14 protein-coding genes are annotated in these 19523 nt (G+C 47.5%); 6 read left to right on the forward strand and 8 right to left on the reverse strand.

Annotated features, from left to right (window positions below):
- Positions 1-4 precede the first annotated feature (4 nt).
- From C0Q44_RS01225 to C0Q44_RS01235, 3 genes are all read right to left on the reverse strand, one after another.
- Positions 5-1807, reverse strand: coding sequence for a sensor histidine kinase (locus C0Q44_RS01225; RefSeq protein WP_105405700.1), 1803 nt, complete (start codon positions 1805-1807; stop codon positions 5-7).
- A 251-nt stretch (positions 1808-2058) separates the two neighbouring features.
- On the reverse strand, positions 2059-4239 hold the full coding sequence (gene gnpA / locus C0Q44_RS01230) for a 1,3-beta-galactosyl-N-acetylhexosamine phosphorylase (RefSeq protein ID WP_105405701.1): 2181 nt from the start codon (positions 4237-4239) through the stop codon (positions 2059-2061).
- A 13-nt stretch (positions 4240-4252) separates the two neighbouring features.
- The gene (locus C0Q44_RS01235; protein ID WP_105405702.1) at positions 4253-5272 is read right to left on the reverse strand and encodes a glycoside hydrolase family 88/105 protein; all 1020 of its coding nucleotides are present in this window, start codon (positions 5270-5272) and stop codon (positions 4253-4255) included.
- Between the two features lie 171 nt (positions 5273-5443).
- On the opposite strand from C0Q44_RS01235, the gene C0Q44_RS01240 reads away from it, so the two are divergent.
- The 4 genes from C0Q44_RS01240 (at position 5444) to C0Q44_RS01255 (ending at position 10870) form a co-directional block, all read left to right on the forward strand.
- The gene (locus C0Q44_RS01240; protein ID WP_105405703.1) at positions 5444-6391 is read left to right on the forward strand and encodes an AraC family transcriptional regulator; all 948 of its coding nucleotides are present in this window, start codon (positions 5444-5446) and stop codon (positions 6389-6391) included.
- A 230-nt stretch (positions 6392-6621) separates the two neighbouring features.
- Positions 6622-7152 (forward strand): hypothetical protein, encoded by a 531-nt coding sequence (locus C0Q44_RS01245; protein ID WP_105405704.1) that lies wholly within the window; start codon positions 6622-6624, stop codon positions 7150-7152.
- Positions 7149-9752, forward strand: a complete 2604-nt coding sequence (locus C0Q44_RS01250; protein ID WP_105405705.1) for an ATP-binding protein — start codon at positions 7149-7151, stop codon at positions 9750-9752. The genes C0Q44_RS01245 and C0Q44_RS01250 overlap by 4 nt, the downstream gene beginning before the upstream one ends.
- Positions 9749-10870: a response regulator gene (locus C0Q44_RS01255; protein ID WP_105405706.1), complete on the forward strand. Its 1122-nt coding sequence runs from the start codon at positions 9749-9751 to the stop codon at positions 10868-10870. Before C0Q44_RS01250 ends, C0Q44_RS01255 begins: the two co-directional genes overlap by 4 nt.
- 164 nt (positions 10871-11034) lie before the next feature.
- Here the strand turns inward: C0Q44_RS01255 and C0Q44_RS01260 are convergent, their stop codons facing one another.
- Positions 11035-12207 (reverse strand): DUF4317 domain-containing protein, encoded by a 1173-nt coding sequence (locus tag C0Q44_RS01260; protein ID WP_105405707.1) that lies wholly within the window; start codon positions 12205-12207, stop codon positions 11035-11037.
- 233 nt (positions 12208-12440) lie between these two features.
- On the opposite strand from C0Q44_RS01260, the gene C0Q44_RS01265 reads away from it, so the two are divergent.
- The gene (locus C0Q44_RS01265; protein WP_105405708.1) at positions 12441-13604 is read left to right on the forward strand and encodes a glycoside hydrolase family 27 protein; all 1164 of its coding nucleotides are present in this window, start codon (positions 12441-12443) and stop codon (positions 13602-13604) included.
- A gap of 164 nt (positions 13605-13768) precedes the next feature.
- Here the strand turns inward: C0Q44_RS01265 and C0Q44_RS01275 are convergent, their stop codons facing one another.
- A complete protein-coding gene (locus tag C0Q44_RS01275) occupies positions 13769-14611 on the reverse strand; it encodes an AraC family transcriptional regulator (RefSeq protein ID WP_181150970.1) in 843 nt (280 codons plus the stop codon).
- 212 nt (positions 14612-14823) lie between these two features.
- Here C0Q44_RS01275 and C0Q44_RS01280 point away from each other — a divergent pair, with 212 nt between their 5' ends.
- Positions 14824-16356 carry a carboxylesterase/lipase family protein gene (locus tag C0Q44_RS01280; protein ID WP_258166266.1) on the forward strand — a complete coding sequence of 511 codons (1533 nt, stop codon included), beginning with the start codon at positions 14824-14826 and terminating at the stop codon, positions 16354-16356.
- 89 nt (positions 16357-16445) lie between these two features.
- On the opposite strand, the gene C0Q44_RS01285 is transcribed toward C0Q44_RS01280, so the two are convergent.
- The 3 genes from C0Q44_RS01285 to C0Q44_RS30605 form a co-directional block, all read right to left on the reverse strand.
- Complete coding sequence (locus tag C0Q44_RS01285) at positions 16446-17153, reverse strand: DNA alkylation repair protein (protein ID WP_105405712.1); 708 nt, start codon at positions 17151-17153, stop codon at positions 16446-16448.
- Between the two features lie 317 nt (positions 17154-17470).
- The gene (locus C0Q44_RS30600; protein WP_258166115.1) at positions 17471-19087 is read right to left on the reverse strand and encodes a winged helix-turn-helix domain-containing protein; all 1617 of its coding nucleotides are present in this window, start codon (positions 19085-19087) and stop codon (positions 17471-17473) included.
- Positions 19084-19485 (reverse strand): response regulator transcription factor, encoded by a 402-nt coding sequence (locus C0Q44_RS30605; protein WP_258166116.1) that lies wholly within the window; start codon positions 19483-19485, stop codon positions 19084-19086. The genes C0Q44_RS30600 and C0Q44_RS30605 overlap by 4 nt, the downstream gene beginning before the upstream one ends.
- Between the last annotated feature and the right edge of the window lie 38 nt (positions 19486-19523).

Here is a 19523-nt window from a genome sequence, read left to right on the forward strand (position 1 = left end):
CTCCTTATCCCTGAGATACTTGTGAAAGGGGAATTTGTATGGTGATTGTTGTCCCCTTTTTCTTTTCACTCCATATGTTCACCTGGACGCAATCATTGAAGTACATTCGCAATCGAATATATGCATTCATGATGCCAATGCTGGAGAGCTCGTTCATTCGATCCATGCTCGGGTCAAGCATCATATTACGAAGCAGAAACAGCTTGTCCTCATCCATACCAACGCCAGTATCCCGTATGGTCATGTGCAAGAAATCCCCTTGTATTTCAAATAAAACCTCCACTACCCCGTCATTCGACGTCCCTTCAATGCCATGGATGCAAGCATTCTCTACAAACGTAAGGATCGTCAGCTTGGGGATCATCATCGCTAACATGGAAGAATCCGCAACCTGAATGATGAATTTCAGTTTATCGCCAAAACGATATTGCTGAATGTTCAGATAACTCTCGACAAAACGGATTTCCTCTTGGATGGTGATAAGGTCATTCCCCCAATTAATGGTCTGGCGCAAGAGCAAGGCCAGCTTCTGAATGATATCGGAGGTTTCCAGTTCGTTTTTGATCAAGCTCCGCATACGGATCGTTTCGAGCGTATTAAACATGAAGTGAGGATTCACCTGACTCTGAAGGGCTTTGAGTTCCGCCTGCTTCTTGGAAAGCTCCAGTGTTTGCCGCTCCACCTGACCCTTAAACACAATCTCGATCAAGTTCTTGATTTTGATGACCATCATGTTGTAGCTATGGGTCAAGCTACCAATCTCGTCCTTGCCTGCTGGTTCCGATATGACCTCGAATTTCTCTTGCTTCACTTGATCCAGATGCTTCGCGATCCGACTAATCCTGTGTACCAACGATCTGGATATCAACCAGATCAGCAGTGTTGGCACCAGCAGATTAAGAATAATCAGCAAGGTTACAATGCGCCTGGAATCCATAACCTCGGACAGAAAATCCAGCTTCTCGGCACTGACGATAATCTGCCATTTTTCGGATACTACGGGAATCGATTCCCTGGATTGTACAGTGCCCATCGGAATGTTCGAAATCAGGTTGAATGGCTGTCGAGTCTGATTCATTTGTGTATCGTTTGAGAAAATGACCCGGTCATCCGATACGACATAGATCTTCCCATTGGTCCCCTCATTCTTGAACGACTTGTTAATAAACCCATAGTCCAGATCAACCTTTAACACCTTCTCAACCCGCTGCTCCCCGAAATAATCCAGCTTACGAATGATGCTTACCTTGCGCCCTCCCTGACTTTGCGACATCTCCGCCTGCTGCTTGTCAAAATAAGAATAAATCATGATATTATCGCTTGAGTTCATCAATGCCTGGTACCATTCACTTTTTCGTACCTCATCATCCAGCTTAATGAAGTTGCCTCCGTTCACGAAGGTTTCGTTGCCCACATAGAACGTAACTTTATTTACTTGCTGGTAACTGTAATAATATCTGACCAGATTGTTATTGCTAAGCATGTCATAGTAAGCAAAATAATAATCTTCCGGATTACGATACCTGGACTCCATGAATCGGTTCAGTGTTACATCCGTGTAGAGAAAGTTAGACACATACAGGCTATTGTCCAAGCTGTTACGCAGGTTGAATCTGATCCTTTGCTGCATCTCACTGATCCGACTTCGTTCCTTCTCCTCCATGTGGCCTTTGATGCTCTGATAGAACACTACATTGGTTGCCAGAACCGGGATTAGCACACAAAAAATAAACAATATGTACAGCTTGGACCTAAGACTCCAATCATCCAAAAAATGAATGCGCTTACGCCATAACTTGCGGCTCATGTTTAATCGTGGTCTCCTCTGACGATGTCATCATATTTACATATTATTATAACGAATAAGCGAAAGGTGGGAAACTCCTATACATCGGAAATATTGAGAGGTCTGTATGTTCAACATACAGTATCTCTATTTCCTTGTCACAGCAAAGAAGCCCCAGTCTCGACAGCATACCCGCCGCAGGCTTGAGCTTTCTAAGCGTATATTAACAATCTGATTATAGCCGTTGGCCTTCCATTCGATGTCCCAATCCTTTATACGGATGTCTGTAGTTTAATGCTGGAGATGATTGTATCAAACGGATTTACTTTGAACGTCCGTTTCCCATGCTCCGTATGGATCGTCGTAGTTTGAACCTGGTCGCTATTATTGATTACGACCAATATGTTACTCTCCGGATAGTACGCACACTCCGTATACAGATTATCCGTGAGATATTTATCTTCCTGGAATTCATTGCCGGCATAACGAATTAGATTCAACAGTAATCTTGCATTTTCCCAATTGAATTCGAACGAAGACAGGTAGATTCCTTGACCTTTCCCGAAGGCATGCGTGGACAACGTGATGTTGCCATCTATCTCGTGCAATACCTTGGCTGTCCCATCCGTAAGATATATGCTACCTTTACCTTTTGAAGTGATATTAGCACCTTCCGGCACCAAGCCATGTCCATCGTGAGCCTCATAAGACCATTTGCCATGAACAACTCTTGCACCTGTATCCTCATCTACCCCAAGCACATGCGCCATTCTGAAAAAGTGGTCGTACCCGGGGGCCGCTGATGGCTGGTTGATCCCCATAAAGGTTCCGCCTTCATACACCCACTGCGTGAGTCTATCCACACATTGGTGGTCATTCCAGTGCTCCCCACCACTCCAGGCGGAGCCAGCAGAACCAGCATTAATGACCACATCCACATCGTTCAATGCACCCTGGCGGATATCTTCAAAATCAATAAACTGTACATTAACCGGCAAACCGGACAATGCCTCGTTCACATGAATCAGTTCATGCATAACCGTTTCATGGAAATGACCCGACAAGGTCCATGATCTTAATCGGCCCCAGCTATGCAGTATAGCTACCTTTGTCTTAATCTGATAAGGCTTTCCAGCCTGATGCAGCTCTTTCATTTCCCTGAACTCGTGGGCAACCTTCTCGATGTAATCCACAAAATCCGGGTAAGGCTCGACCAGATGCAAGTATCCCCCCAGGCCGATCCGATCAATGGACTCCCTAAGCAATGCGCGCCGGATATTAATCCAATATTTCTTCGCGTCCAGCGTAGGATTACCGCCCTCCTTGAAGGTAGGAAGACCGCCCAAGCCCACCGGGAACAAGTATGGATGCAATCGAATCTCATGAGTGTCCACCTTAACACCAGAACACATTCTGGCCTCATAACCGGAGAATACACATTTGATCATGCCGTCGAATCCAAACTCCTGAAAGCGATCATTGTAAGGCTCCATGCCGACCCAACTGTCATCATAGAAGACATACGCCAGCTTGTCATGCCTGTGCACCATATCAATTAATTTCTTACCGAATTCAATCACAAAGTCATTGATGAATGCCATCCAATCCAGTTTGCGCTGATCCGCAGGCATGTGAGTGACCTGATATTTACCACCATTCACAAAATCCTCAGCTGAGAGTGAGTACCCATATTTTTGAGCAAATAGATCCAGTGCTCTCGAACTTACCGTGAAATCGTAGGAACCCCAATCCGAGAACAGATGGCGGTTCCGCTCGTCACTACCCCAGATCCAGGCGAAATTGTAGAACAAGGACGTGAATCGTACAACCGTTGTTTCCGGGTGTGCAACGCACCACTTTTCCATCCAGTCCAGCAGATACATTTGTGTGTCCATATACATCGGGTCAATCTGCATCAGATGCTCTTTGTCCCAGTTATTCGTTGTATGATTGTACATGGAGATCTCTTCCCATATCCGATAGACCATGAAACTCACCGTATATTTATGCCAAGGGGCAACGCCGGTAATGACTACATTTCCAGACTCCCTTTCATAATTCCACTGCCCTCTGGGGACTTCCTGTCCGGTCGTTCGATCATAAACTTGCCAATATTTAAACGCTTCTTTGGAATCATTCAGCCTGAATTGTTCAGCAAAGAAATCCTCCATCAGATAGATGGATACATAGTCCTGTACAGCAACCTTCGGACTTGTAATGAGAAAACATTGCTGCAGCTTATCCAGATTACGGGATGCCCACTCATTATGATCCCGAATGATGCAAATGGTTGAATAGATACCATAGTCGGCATTAATAATCTCATCCGACAATTTCGTACCGTCACTGTCACGGATTACATCGGCACCCCAGCGCTCAGCAAGTTCCAGCGTCAATGCTTCATAACCGGATTCTCCCGGCAACGTAAAGGAGCCTTTGGTTGGTTTGGACATTTGAGTTCCCTCCCTATCTCAACATATCGGACAGAAAAGCGAGTGCCAGGCCCTGACCCCAGCCTTGAATCCAGTCTTTCGGAATATTGCGATAGCCGTCCCGATCCTTCATGACTGCTGTACCGCCAGAGACACCCAGTACACGTCCATCTTCGCTAATATTGTTCAGGATGCCTTCGAGTGCCTTTTGCACATATTTGGTATGCAGCGGATTGCCGTTATTGATCATGGCTGCTGCGATGCCGCAAGAGGCAGAAACTTCCTCGTACGATTCGGGGTCATCCAGAACCGTACGCCACAAGCCATTCTCCGTCTGAAGCAGCTTGAGAGACGCCAGTTGATCTCGTAGAGAACATTCGACGTCCATACACTGCGGATATAAATACCACTCTTTGAGCTGAGGTTTCACCTGCGACATCGTATATGCTCCCCAGGCATTCGCTCTACCCCAGTAGAACCCGGACATGTGATCCTTGTTGACGTTGTTATAGCCGTGATACCACAGGCCACTGCCTGGGTCCTGAAGATATTTGATATGCCAGTAGTACTGATTCAGGGCATCCTGAATCATGGCCTCATCTTTTAATTTGCTACCTACGCGGAGCAGGAAAAATGCCGCCATAAACAAAGTGTCCGCCCAAGCCTGTTCCGGAAAATCATTAGAAACGGATACCGTATGCTGAAGCACATTGTCTCCAAAACGCAGTGCATGGTTCTGGAGATAATCCACCTTGCTCATCACAATATCCCAATATTTCTGATTCCCGGTTTCTTCATATAATGTGATGAGCACATGGCCCATGGCACATGTATTTACAGTAAAGCTTGGCAGGCCCAGCTCGATATATTCGTCCGCCCATTTCACCAGCCTGTCCAGAATCTCTTGGTTCCCTGTCGTTTGATAGGCTCGGGATACACCATAATAAGCCACACCGCAGGGCCAATCCCATGTCAGATCCATATCCAGTGTTTTCTTCGTAACGTTGTCGATCACCTTGAGAATCTCTTCCCTGTCATATTTCACTTGGAGCATTGTTATTCTCCTCTCGCTGCGCACACGCCCCCAACTGCGCGCTGAGAGGTGTCCGTCCATTTTTGTAAACGCTTTACTTATTCCATTCTACGCAGTAAAATGGTCTCAATCTAAGCATATTCGCCGCTAAACTGCGCAATTTCAACTATTTATGAATGGGAGCACTGGAATATGCCAAAAAAAAAGAAACCTGTCATTGAATATCGTCACTACAGCACACCTATGAATTTCCCGATCCTGTTGTTGAGCGGGGAACGATGGAAGATATCCGATATTAAGAGCGAACATCTTCATTTTCACAACCTTCTGGAGATTGGCATCTGTCATTCCGACAGCGGGATCATGGAGATCAAGGGTGAATCCGTCCCCTTCCAGGCAGGTGATGTGACCTTCATTCCAAGGTATCTCCCTCACACAACCTACAGTTCACCTAATACAGCCAGCCTGTGGTCCTATATCTTTTTTTCGCCAGATGACCTCTTTCAACATACGTTCAGAAGTGCTTATAGCGATTTCGAACCGAATCTGCTCGCGGTACAGGGATCTGACTGTATCCTGAACAAGGAACAACATCCCAAGTTATATTCGCTTGCAGCATCCATCATTGCAGAATTGGAACAACAGAATTCGTACTATCAGGAAAGTGCGTATGGATTATTGCTGTCCCTCTATATCGAACTCCTTCGAATTCATTCGAAGAAAAAACCTTTGGTTCATCCCGAACTCGAACAAGAGCCTGGCCTAAAAGGCAACCTTGTTATTTCTCCAGCTCTGGAGTACATCACCAAACAGTATATGACACCCGTAACCATCGATTTTTTGGCTGATGCATGCCATTTAAGTACCACCCATTTCCGCCGGAAATTCCATGAGATCATGGGTACGACGCCTCTCGATTTTCTCAACAGTACCCGTATCGAGGAGGCCTGCAAGCAGTTAAAAAGTACCGATGCCTCCATTCTCTCTATCTCCGAACAAGTCGGTTTCCATTCCATCTCCAGCTTCAACCGTTGTTTCAACAAGCTCATGGACATGTCGCCAAAAGCTTGGCGCAAAGGTGCACAATCCGAAGTCCAATCTGCAAAAGCATCCATCCTGGAGTTTACGGGCTGGGTATAGCAGTGAGCTGCTCATGTTACAACAACACGCTATCATCCGTATCCTGCCTCAAGCAATAAACAGAAACTATTTTGTCGAAATGTGATTGCACCCCCTCCGGATATCCGCTACAATGCCGATAGAATATAAGAGTTTACTTTTGAATCTACTAAAGGATCGTGTTCCAAAAGTCTCGTCTCTAGTATTGAGAAAATGGATGTATGGACCACCCTCCAAAGGAGCAGCGTTTCGTGTTATTAAAAATCTCAGGCGTTGTCCTGACTGTTGTACTTGCCATTACCGTACTGCTCCTGTCAACGATCAGAGAACCACAATCTGCAGCGCTTCATGCCCGCCAAGGTGTTCTGGACCTCTCGGCCTGGAACCCTGAACAGGACGAGCGGATCAAGCTGGACGGGGAATGGGAATTTTACTGGAAGCATCTGCTTCCTGCCGAATCTGCAATATCGAATCAAGCTGGACCAACGATCAAACCTGATGCTTATGCAAACGTTCCTGGTTCTTGGAAACGACTTGAAGTGCATGGTGAACGACTACCTGCCTACGGGTTTGCCACGTATCGACTGGTATTGCGTAATGCACCTGTTGAAGGAACGCTGGCTATCAAAAAGATGAACATTCGTTTTGCCAGCGAGATCTATATCAATGGCAATAAGCTGCTGGAAGACGGGCATGCCGCGGCAAAATCCGCGGGTTACCGCCCAGGAAACTCCCCCAGATTGGCTTTTTCCCCTATCATGGCGGCGACATTGAGATTATGATCCGGGTGGCCAATTACGATTACACGGACGCGGGCATTCCGGGTCCACTCTTTTTTGGCGAACAAGCGGCCATGCTTCAAAAACATCAAACCAGCACAGCTGTCGAATTCGGTACACTGGCTGCACTGGCAACCATTTCGATCATATTCCTCATCAGTTACTTGGGGTCTGTGCTATACCGAAACAGGGACGATTCCCTGCTGTTGCTCGGTCTAATCTGTCTGTTATATGCCCTCTATAATGGGATGATCAGCGAACGTGTGCTGGCCATGGTGGGCACGGAAATCTCCTTTAGCGCGCTCTATAAATTAAAGGATTTCTGCTCCGTGGCATGCCTGGGTCTGCTGACAATGTATTTCTACCGATTCAAAACAGGCATCCTCTCCGGTATACTCACAGCGTTAATTCTGATCATCTTTGGTGCGTACTTATGTATGGTTGCGTTCCTGCCTATTTCTGTCTATGGAATTGTTGCGCCTTATGTCGTCGTGATGTATACGCTTTTGTTGTTATGGTTGCTGTATCAATGCGCTATGCAGTTCCTGTCCAGCGGGAAAGGGGAACGGTTGTCCACATTTTTGTGGTATGCGGCTCTGCTCAGCATCACGCTATATTGCCTGGATATTAACCTCTTCTCGATCTCGCTCAAGGAAAACATGAACATCGGGCAGGCTTCAATTGTCTTGTTCAGCATCCTGATGCTGTTCCTGGCAGTGCTTAGGTTCTTCGAGGCATATCGTACGGTACGTGCCCTCAAAGATCAGCTACTTTTACTCGACAAAGTGAAGGATGACTTTCTGTCCAATACGTCGCATGAGCTCAAAACACCGCTGAATGCGATTGTGAACATCAGCGAGAGCCTGCTTAAAGGCGCAGAAGGTCCACTTACCGACGAGCAGGCGCATAATCTGGCGATCGTGACGGGAAGCGGCAGACGATTAACCTATCTGGTGGATGAACTACTGGATTATTCCAAAATGAAACATGGCGACATCCCGCTCCACCGATCTTCGACCGATCTGTACTCGTTCGTTGAATCAGTCATGCGTATGCACTCCTTCCTGCTTGGCGCGAAAAAGGTGGAGCTTATCAATCTCATCCCGGCACATTTCCCGCCGATCTATGCAGACGGCAACCGATTGATTCAGATTTTGCATAATTTGATCGGCAATGCCATTAAGTTCACAGAGCGCGGCACCGTTAGTATCAGTGCTACAGTCGTTCAAGGCAAAGCGGAAATACGCATGGTCGATACCGGCCGTGGCATCGGTACGGATAAGCTGGAGCATATCTTCCTGCCGTTCGAGCAGGAAGCGGATACCGGGCCAGTCGTTGCCGGAGGCACCGGTCTAGGACTAAGCATTACGCGTAAGCTGGTCGAGCTGCATGGCGGAACTATATATGCGGAATCGGTACCTGGCAGGGGTGCCACATTCATCCTGACCTTCCCGCTTGCAGATAGCAAAGGAGAGAAGCGATCCAACGTCATGCCGCTTACCATAGCTCCTGCTGGTTCCATTAATCGGTCACTCCGATTCGAAGAACCAACGATTGTGAACGGGAATAAAGACGAATGGATCATCGTTGTAGACGATGACTCGGCGAATTTGCAGACCATAGTAAATCTGTTGAAACTAGAAGGCTACAGTTATGCGGTCACTTCACGCTCACCTTCTGTACTGGAACTGTTGGATAAGCTTCCCGCTGTGCATCTCGTTATTGCCGACATCATGATGCCCGACATGTCGGGTTACGAATTGCTGGAACGCATCCGGGAGCGCTTCTCTCCTTCCGAGCTGCCTGTACTCATGTTGACGGCAGGCAATAAAGCCCATCAGTTGAAGCTGGCCTTGGCGAAAGGTGCCAATGATTTCGTATCGAAGCCGTTCGAATCGGAGGAACTGCTGGCCCGGATCGGTGGTTTGACCCGGATGAAAACGTCCGTTCAGGCCGCACGAGATGCTGAGATCTCCTTTTTGCGGTCACAGATGAACCCGCACTTTCTGTATAACGCTCTGAATGCTATTGCCGAATTGTGCGTGGATGCGCCGAATCGGGCAGAACAATTGATTTTGCAATTATCGAGCTATTTAAGGCGAAGTGTGCACTTCAAACATTTAGATTCGAAGACCAGCCTGATGAACGAACTGGAGATGATCGAAGCTTATGTAGCCATTGAGCAAGCCCGCTTTGGTCAACGGCTGGAGGTCATTATCGATGTGGATGTGGATGTGAACCGGAACATGGACATTCCTCCACTCACGTTACAGCCCCTGATCGAAAACGCGATTCGGCACGGCCTGATGTCCAGTATTCGCGGTGGTCGCGTCATGCTATCCATTCGTAATCTGAATGATACGGAAACACGTTTCACCATTGAGGACAACGGAATCGGAATAACCAGACAACGAATGGACGAAATTCGGCAATCCACGGATGGCAGTAACGGCGTAGGACTATGGAATATTTCCAGCCGATTGAATCTGTTGTATGGCAGACACCTTCAGATGGAAAGTCTGGACGGTGAGGGCACGCGGATTACATTTGATCTTCCAAATCAACGTCTAAGCACAGATGGGAACGGGGGTTATGAACCATGATAAAAGTCATCATCGTCGATGATGAGGATCTGTCACTCAAGCGGCTGAATCGCATTTTGACAGAAAGTGGAGAAGTTGAGATATGTCGTGCATTTCACGACCCGGAGGAAGCTTGCGAATACGCGGCGGAAAATAACTTCGATGCGGCATTTCTGGACATTACGATGCCCCGCATCTCGGGTATGCATCTCATTGGGGAATTGCGTAAGTATCATCCTTCGCTCCCCATCGTGCTGGTGACCGGATATGAGGAATATGCCGTGCAGGCCTTTGACAAAGAGGTGATCGATTACGTCATTAAGCCGGTCACGGCAGAGCGACTGAATCGTAGCATTCAGCGGTTACAGCTCAAGCTTCGCGATTCTGTGACACCTCCTGAACCCATCACGCCTACTCCCAAACTGACCGTGCGTCTGTTCGGCGAATTCACGGTGCTTGGCGGAGCTGGAGCAGATAATCCCATCAAACTCAGAACGCCCAAAACAGAAGAGTTGCTTGCGTTCCTGCTGTATACCAAATCGACCAGTCGTGATGCACTGGCCGATACATTGTGGAAGGATCTTAGCCCGCAGAAAGCCTGGACGAATATCAATTCCACTCTGTATTACGTTCGCCGCGCCATCGGCGACAACAGTGACCTACCAATCATTCTCAAGGACAGAAATGGCATCCGAATCGACCGGGAAGCCATTGAATGCGATCTGTACGAGTTCGAGGCGCTGTTCCGGCAGTTGCGTCAGTCTTCGGCACATCATCACCCAGAGCTGTTCGAGCGAATGGACACGCTCTACCAAGGTGAACTTCTGAAAGGCAGACACTATGAGTGGGCTTTCGCATGGTCCAGACAACTGGAGCTCGACTTCATCCTGACGATGGAGGCCGCTGCCCGCTATCATGCGAAGGAAGGTGAGCCACTGCGCGCATTGTATTATTTGGAACGGATCCTCCAGATTGATTCGATTCGGGAAGACATCCATCGCGAGATCATCCTTCTGTATCTGTCGCTTGGACGGAGAACCGAAGCACAACGACAATATCTGATTTTGGAGGAATTGCTCCAAGAGGAACTCGGCTCCAGCCCGGCAGCAGATATCAGACATTTGCTGCAACAATCATAAAAAAGCGAAAGCCCGTGCCTTGGCAATATTGCCACAGACACGGGCTATTTTGTTGAAACAAATGGCGATTGTTTGTCATCCTGATGAATGCTTGCAAACGTTCGTTATTGGTTCACAGCAGTTCCGTGCGATTCTCAAGTGACTATATGTGGGTCACCATTCTTCTAAAGTATCTCCGTAGCAAGCGTGAACCCTTCAATTACAGCATCTTCGTCCACTTCAATCATGATGCATCGTTTTCCTTGATAATTCACTTGCTTCACATATTTCAGATCCTGCGGACTGACCGAGATCGTGGCTACCTTGGTATCGATCTTGATCGATTTGGACGTAAACTTCGGCATGACACTGTTCGCCTTCAGTTCATAGTTCTTATTATCGACGATCGTTTCGAATGCCCGCTCCACTTTCTCCGTCGTCAAATCCTCTATGCCGCTTGCGGTCAGCACACGTTCCACATCTTTGTAATCGAGCTTCGGAGGTTCTTCCTCGTGTGACTCTTCATTAATCTCGATGACCCGGTTGATCTCTTCATACACATGCGCGATGGTGGATGCGTCAAGTTGTTCACCCGTCAATTCCTTGACGATATCTTCGAAGATCGCCCGTTCTTCCAGTGCAGTCACGGATCTTTCTCCATTCAGTACATTTTCAACAAAATGTGGATCAGGGAAATTGGATTTCCCGGTACAATACAGAACACGATTCACATCGGAATAGTTGTCCGTCACGCTAGGGTATAGGAACCCTTGCTCTGGCGTACTTAATTTGATAATCGGATCTACAATAATATTGTACTTAAATTCTCTCTCCACGTAATCAAACAAGAGCGTCTTACGCTGCTTCTCCGTGGAATTCACGCTGCACAGAATGAATGGGTGTGCGAATACCTCATTCTTCTCGCTCTCTTCGGTTGCTTCGTTACGAGCCTTGGTCGGCAAGTAATATTGTCCACGCACGAACGTAGCCACCATGTCCCGTTCATATTTGGCATCAACCAACATTCGATCCACGAGCAGCATCATCATATCCTGCCATTCTTCCGGATCACCTGTGACCAGAGCCTGATGAAGCAACACCTGAGCCGGGTCCTCCGCCTCTGCCTGGAACCTCAACTCGAACAACTTCTGATCGAGTTCACCCATCAGCAATTTTTTGAAATTGCCCATGTACAGTTCTTGCTTTTCTCTGTCGACCAATTCAAATGGATGACGCTCCCAGTGATAGACCTCGTTCGTTTCCTTCGTAATATAGACGTTGAGAATGTCGTAGATATTCAGTAGATCGTGATCCATCTTAAATTGCTTGCGTATATGCGCGACTTCTTTTTTATTCATATTGGGTTCGGCAACTCCTTAATTAAGTTCTGGCTTATTTAGTATAAATGATAGAAAAAAAATGTGTTAACTATCTTGCAGGTTGATGTCCCCCCTTATCCATATGGAGGTTTCTGGCAGAGCATCATATGTCCATGTTCAAACAACGTCAAGCTATGGCTGGAACGAATGTTCATCGTATAAGTTTAGTGTAGTACCGCTAACGCAAGCAATCAACGGAAGGATGCGAGACGATGAGCAACAACCCTAGACTTGGCTATGCCCCCGCCCTAGGCTGGAATTCGTGGAATACGTTTACGTGGGATATTAATGAGCAATTGATTCGGGATGTCGCTGATGTATTTGTATCGGAAGGTTATCTTGCAGCAGGTTACGAGTATATCGTCATTGATGATTGTTGGAGTCTGAAGGAACGGGATGTAGGCGGCAATCTGGTCGCTGATCCTGCGAAATTCCCGAGCGGAATGAAGGCACTTGCTGATTATATTCACGGCAAAGGTCTGAAGTTTGGCATGTATTCATGCGTTGGTACTCATACTTGTGCCGGCTACCCCGGCAGCTTTGAGCATGAATTCCAGGATGCCGCGCTTTTTGCCGAATGGGGCGTTGATTATTTAAAATATGACTACTGCTTCAAGCCGCGCCATATCTCTGGCGAACTGCTGTACAAACGGATGAGCCTCGCACTCAAAAACTGCGGACGTGATATCCTGTTCTCCGCCTGCAACTGGGGAGCAGACAACGTATACGACTGGATTCGGGAATCGGGCGCTCATATGTACCGCTCTACCGGTGACATTCGCGACAATTGGGAGTCGGTCAAAGAACTGACACTCTCGCAACTGGGCAAACAAAGCTACACCGGATCTTTCTGCCATAATGACATGGACATGCTAATCGTTGGTATGTACGGCGGAAGTAACAATGATTATATTGGCAGCATCGGTGGATGCAACGACATTGAATATAAAACCCACTTCTCGCTCTGGTCCATCATGGGTTCACCGTTGATGATCGGCTGTGATGTGCGCCAGACTAACCAGATCACCAAGGATATTCTGCTGAATCCCGACCTCATTGCCATCAATCAGGATGCTGAGGCGCGCGGTGCCTACCTCATTAAACCGGAGCCACAATGGTTCCATAGCAATGACGTATTCATGCTGGTGAAGGTGCTTACCGACGGCGATCTGGCAATCGGTTTCTTCAATCTCAGTGACAGTCAGCGCGAGCTTTCGCTGCAATTCTGGGATATGGGTCTGCCCTACGCTGCCGGATACGGGCTGTCGCTGTATGATTGCTGGGAACATCGGGAACTCGGTGTGTTCCGTGAACGCTTCGCCCCGGTTGTGGCAGCCCATGATTGTCTCGTTGTACGAGCGAAGCTGGTGAAGTAGATGGTCAGCAATCGCCTATGCAAGTCCTGCCAGATTCTACTTGAAGCGGACGAAGTAGCTATATACATGAAGCTGATCTCACGCTCTGCCCAACAATTTCTGTGCATTGATTGCCTTGGCAAGAAGCTGAACTGCGACCGCGAGCCTATCGAGAAGCTGATCCGTTATTTCCGGGAATCCGGCAACTGTGTGCTATTCCGCTGAAGTTCTGCGGATTTCGCATGCAGCATGATATACGCTGATGGCGTATGTGATGTCGCTTTCTTAAATACTCTGGAGAAGTATAAGGGATCATTGTAGCCAACCGAGTACGCCACCGATTGAATGGGCAAGCCTGATGTCTTCAACAATTCGCAAGCACGCTGAATTCGGCAGGACGTAATATACCCGGACACAGACTTGCCTGTAGCCATTTTGAACAGTCGGAACAAGTAGCTTCGCTCCAGATTGACTGCATGTACGATCTCCATGACGGTTAACGCCGGCTTCCAGTAGTTCTGCTCGATGTATTTTTTGGCCAGCCAGACATAATCCTTCGTATCCCCCTGCGGTTCCTTCGGGTAATATTCCATGTAATAGGAGAGCAGCAGACGCATACGGGCATCTGCACGCTGCAATTCATGGGATGATGTGCCCGCGTTCCAGGCTAGATGAAAAAAGGGCTGAAGCGTCTCCGGTGCCGCAGTCACGACAGGTTGTACCTCTGAAAGCTGCGTTAGCTCCAGTAACCGCCCGGCCTCAACTCCACTGAACTCCACCCAGACATACTCCCACGGATCATGCGGGTCCGGGTAATAGTAGATTTCTTTTTGCCGATATATGATAAAGCTTTCTCCCGTTCGCAGTTGAAAAATGCGGCCACCTGTTTCCAGTGTTCCTTGGCCGCGGATAATATAGTGCAGGGCATAAACGTCACGCACTCCGGGCCCCCATTGGTGAGAGTTGGATGGCTTATGTCCGCCACTGATAAAGTACAAATTACTGGCCCTGCTATTCTCATGCCACATCGGATTCAACCTTGTTTCCCCCTCGGTTCATCCATATCAAAACATGGATCATTCGGTTAATGATCGTATCGGTACTGGAAACCTTCCCCAAGTTTGCTTATTATACATGTAGAGGGCATCATGCCCCACCATCTTGTAAGCGCATCCATAATATCTCGTTTGGTATTCACTATACTTGTTAAATCCAGAGAGGAGAATGTGCTTTGCTCAGAATGGTTACGGTAGAACATGGACAAGTGCAGGGTTTGCCCGCAGCGGACCCGCGTATTACCAGCTTTAAGGGAATTCCGTTTGCTGCACCTCCCGTAGGTGAGAATCGCTGGCGTGCTCCGCAGCCAATGTCCAGTTGGAACGGTATTTTGAATGCGTTTGACTATGCTCCCATCTCCATGCAAGCCCAAACAGTCATCGACGATAACAACATCTACACACGCGAGTGGGCGGTTGATCCAGACCTGCCCATGAATGAGGATTGTCTCTATCTCAACGTTTGGACACCCGCCAAGCGCACCGATGAGAAGTTGCCTGTCTTTGTCTGGTATTTTGGCGGTGGCCTCCAGGTCGGCAATACTGCCGAAATGGAATTTGATGGTGAGCGAATCGCACGCAGAGGCATCGTTGTCGTCACCATCAACTACCGACTGAACGCCTTCGGCTTCCTGTGCCACCCCGAAATCAGCAACGAATCTCCACATGCACCAGCAAACTTCGGACATCTCGATCAGCAGGCAGGCACCCAATGGGTCCAGCGGAATATTGCTGCCTTTGGCGGTGACCCGGACCAGATTACGATTGGCGGACAGTCCGCGGGCGGCGGCAGTGTGCTCAGCCAGATGACCTCCCCGCAAAATAAGGGCTTATTCCAGCGGGCTGTCATTATGAGCGGCATAGCTACCGAGTTATATCCGAAGGTCCACGTGCCTGCCGTTCGCACTACATTGCAGGAAGCGGAGCAGAAAGGTGTTGAATTTTTCCGCTTTCTGGGAGTATCCTCCCTGCACGAAGCCAGACAACTGGATGCCGATTATCTCCGCGATAAAGCGCTGGAATACAGAAGCTTCTGGGGAACGGTCATTGACGGACAATTTTGCGCGGGTGATCCATTCACACGTTTTGTCCAGCATGAACGCGAGTCAATTCCCGTAATGCTGGGGCATACATCCTCCGAATTCTGGACACGACCCGCCGCAGCCACCATGGAAGAGCTGAAGCAGATGGCTGTGGAACTGTTCGGCGAGGACGCACCCGTCTTTCTGGAACTGTGCGAGACCGGTAATGGTGAGCTGGAACATGCTCTGCAACAGGCGTCTGTACGCATGATTCAGCATGCCATCCTGCTTGCCATCCGTGCCAACAGCAACAGCGGTCATCCGTCCGAGTCACCCCTGTATTACTACAACTTTGACGCAGAGATTCCAGGTTGGGATCAGCCTGGCACCTTCCACTCGGTCGATCTGTGGTTTTTCTTTGAGACGCTTGCCAAATGCTGGCGTCCATTCACAGGCAAGCATTATGATCTGGCTCGCCAGATGTGTAATTATCTATCCAATTTTATTGCTACAGGTGACCCAAACGGCTCTGACTCCACCGGAAAGCCAATGCCTCATTGGGTGCCTTGCAGCACAGAGCAGCCATATCTCATGGAATTTGGTGATCAGGCTCAGTTACAGCAGGTAGAGCCTGGACCTGTGCTCGCCTTTCTGATTGAGCAATATTTCAAGCAGCAGAATGCTCCTGTAGTTTAGATCGTGAAGGTGCTATAACACCTGACGAAGAAGGCCATGCCTAAGCATGGCTTTTTTCACCCCATGAATCGTTAATGGTATTGATCTTCTCAGCACCTTACATATTTACGCTTGAATCCAACACGTCCTTTATCCACGGCCTTTTGAATATTCTCAGAGGCGTGCAGAAGCTTGCTCTTGGACTTGTCCTTCTGCACTTCAACAGGGCCAACGGCCTTGGCTGTCGCCATCGCCTGATCGTGCAACGGTTGATAGGATGTTGCGACGGTGTACAGGAAGTTGTTCATCGCATATTTTGTTCGTTCCGGTGATTCGTGAATCGTCTTTTTCACCAATTCAAGCATCTCCATCAGTTTATGTTCAGAGAACTCGCTATCCTTCCGGCTTCCGAGCAGCCAGCAATAACAACTCCAGCCCGCAGACATCTTGAGTTCCTCACCACTTGCAATCCACTTATCTGCAACTGCTTGTGCAATATCTGTCTCAGCCAGCGTCACAGCAACGATGTAGTCCGAGATCATGAAGAAATAGGCTGCATCAATCCAGCGGTCAAAATCGGCTTCCGTCATCGCTTGAGGGTCAGCAATCACACCAGCAAAGTACATCGCATCATAGTTCCCTGTAGCATACAGTTGCTGAGCCAGAGGCTGATCCTTTTTGATCCGCTTCGCAATCGGTTTCATCGCGCCGGTGGCCACGCCAAATAGCGGTTCAAGCGCCCCGTTGGACATATACATTTTTTTCGTGCGTTCTTTCCCCAGCAATTCGAGTTCCTGCATAACCTCTTCCAAGTTCACTGGCAACAAACCCCTCTCTATATCCAAAAAACATGTATCATGATTGGTTTATATGGACCTTTATATTTCATCACTATTTTATCACAGTTATTGTCCCGCCATACGTCCCATACCTCCATATATAACACACAACAGTGCATGATATCGGCACGCTCACCAATAAAAAAGAAACCACAATAGTCGCCGCTCCGGGGAGCCGCGACGAAGGTTTTTCAATCCTGTTTCCACTCATATTCATTTTCATCTTCTGGAGTTCATCCTGAATCCTGATCTCCATCCTTCTCATGGAAGACTCTTTTCGTTGAACTCCCGCTGTTCTACCCCGCTTTATTTAAGATGACGGGCAGCGTGATTTGTAGCGCAAAGATACCTTTTTCCTGAGATACCGTCAACGTTCCGTTGTGCTGCTGTATCATCTTCTCACAACTAACAAGCCCGATTTCGTTGCTGTCTTTCTTTTTGTCAACACGTTTAATCTTGTTCTCTACAACCAGAAAGACACATTGCTGTTTCAAATAAACTTTGATCTGAACGGGCTCTAATGGATCAGCGTATTTTCGAATATTAGAGAATATGTTATCGAATACACGGCGAATAGCAACCAGATTGATTTCCAGCAGAAACTTCTCGTGATTAGTATCGGCTTGAATCTGAACATCGATATCGTCCAAAACGACCAGTTGTTCATCTATGAGTTGATCGATAAGCGCTCTACCCTCATAGATTTCAAACTCCACTTCCTCTTCTTCCGCGGCAGAGGATACCGTGAAATATTCGAATAGTTTGTCCGACAGTGCCTTGATCTGATAGGCTTTCTCCCTGCTGTTATGGATATACTGCAACAGGTCTTCCTGTGTCTTATACTTGTTGAGCTCTATAATGTCCATATATCCCAACAGAATCGTAAGCGGGGTGCGCAGGTCATGGGAAATGGCTGTAATCAATTCACGATTGGCTATCCTCACCCTCTCCTCGCTGCCGAGCCGTTCAATAAATGATTTTCTCATCTCATCAATACTCTGGGCCAAAGACGACAGTTCATCCTTTCCCAATATCGTAATCGAATAATCCAGATTTCCACCTTCGAGGATCTTAATCTCTTGCTCAAGCCTGCCAATATAGGAGGTTTTCCTGTTAATCATGAGTAGAAAAGAAACAATGAACACAACAGCCGCAACAAAAACACCAAGAATCAAAATAAGATTATAGTATTGATACTCATAAAAGCCGACCAGATAGATCTCGGCATCCTGATCCGCAAAACGAATCGTCTTGATGGGTATTTTCGATGGAACCAATTGGGTTAGAAGCTCTTCATTAATGGCAGAATCAATCCCGGTATTGGAGGAATAGATCAATTTATCTTTTGCAAAAATATACAGATTTAAGTATCGTTCCTTACTTATCCATGCAGACAATCGCTCATGATCAGAGGTTGACACGTTCTGGTTATTCACGAATGTTTCGAATCGATTCAGTGCATCTTGCTGCCTGTTCTCTACAAAAGTAGATTTGCTTAAATAATTGTCCAGTACGGTCTCACCAACCACTTGTACAAGGACAAATGCACTTATGGAAATGACCAAAGATATCATAACCGCTAGCACCAATTTGATCTTGAGCTTTTTACCCATTAACAACCTATTCAATTTTGTACCCCTTCCCCAAACGGTCTTCACATATTTAGGGTTCTGCGGGTCGTCTTCCAGCTTGCTTCTCAGATTACGAATGTGAACCATAACCGTGTTATTGCAGGTATAAAAGTAGGGTTGTTCCCAAACACTCTCATATATGTTTTCCGCCGAAAATACCTTTCGCCGTTTCTTGGCCAGCAACAGCAGAATCTGGTATTCAATTTCGGTTAAAGCCACTTCTTTCTCCCTAACATATACCGTTTTGGAATCCGGACGGACCGTAAGATCCTTAATGATCATTTGGTCCGCTTCTTCCGTCTTCTCCTTGCCCGATATACATAATACCTTCGAAGCAATGCCTTTACCCTCGCAACGAGTTCTGTATAGGAAAAAGGTTTGGACAGAAAATCATCGCTCCCCGAGGAGAATGCCAATTGTTTGTCCGAATCCTGCGTTTTAGCTGTGAGAAACAGGATCGGAGCGCTTGTCTTTTCACGAATCTCCAGACACGCCTTCAGCCCCGATTTATTCGGCATCATCATATCCAAGATAATGAGATCCGTCTCTTCATTCACTTTATCAATCGCGTCTTGACCATCCACCGCTTCAATCACTTTGTAATCTTCGCTCTCCAACAGAATCTTAACAATTTCGCGAATCTCACTATTATCGTCGGCTATTAAAATCTGCTTGCTCATCCGATCCCTCCGTCCAAATTCAGTATAATATGCGTTAG

The organism is Paenibacillus sp. PCH8 (genome assembly GCF_002968835.1).
Taxonomy (GTDB): Bacteria; Bacillota; Bacilli; order Paenibacillales; family Paenibacillaceae; genus Paenibacillus.

Excerpts from the sequence above, each read along its gene's own strand:
- C0Q44_RS01255 (WP_105405706.1), top strand. The coding sequence starts at position 9,749 with ATGATAAAAGTCATCATCGTCGATGATGAGGATCTGTCACTCAAGCGG.
- gnpA (WP_105405701.1), bottom strand. The coding sequence starts at position 4,239 with ATGTCCAAACCAACCAAAGGCTCCTTTACGTTGCCGGGAGAATCCGGT.
- C0Q44_RS01260 (WP_105405707.1), bottom strand. The coding sequence starts at position 12,207 with ATGAATAAAAAAGAAGTCGCGCATATACGCAAGCAATTTAAGATGGAT.
- C0Q44_RS01250 (WP_105405705.1), top strand. The coding sequence starts at position 7,149 with ATGATCCGGGTGGCCAATTACGATTACACGGACGCGGGCATTCCGGGT.
- C0Q44_RS30600 (WP_258166115.1), bottom strand. The coding sequence starts at position 19,087 with ATGATCATTAAGGATCTTACGGTCCGTCCGGATTCCAAAACGGTATAT.
- C0Q44_RS01275 (WP_181150970.1), bottom strand. The coding sequence starts at position 14,611 with ATGTGGCATGAGAATAGCAGGGCCAGTAATTTGTACTTTATCAGTGGC.
- C0Q44_RS01265 (WP_105405708.1), top strand. The coding sequence starts at position 12,441 with ATGAGCAACAACCCTAGACTTGGCTATGCCCCCGCCCTAGGCTGGAAT.
- C0Q44_RS01280 (WP_258166266.1), top strand. The coding sequence starts at position 14,824 with ATGGTTACGGTAGAACATGGACAAGTGCAGGGTTTGCCCGCAGCGGAC.
- C0Q44_RS30605 (WP_258166116.1), bottom strand. The coding sequence starts at position 19,485 with ATGAGCAAGCAGATTTTAATAGCCGACGATAATAGTGAGATTCGCGAA.
- C0Q44_RS01225 (WP_105405700.1), bottom strand. The coding sequence starts at position 1,807 with ATGAGCCGCAAGTTATGGCGTAAGCGCATTCATTTTTTGGATGATTGG.
- C0Q44_RS01235 (WP_105405702.1), bottom strand. The coding sequence starts at position 5,272 with ATGCTCCAAGTGAAATATGACAGGGAAGAGATTCTCAAGGTGATCGAC.
- C0Q44_RS01240 (WP_105405703.1), top strand. The coding sequence starts at position 5,444 with ATGCCAAAAAAAAAGAAACCTGTCATTGAATATCGTCACTACAGCACA.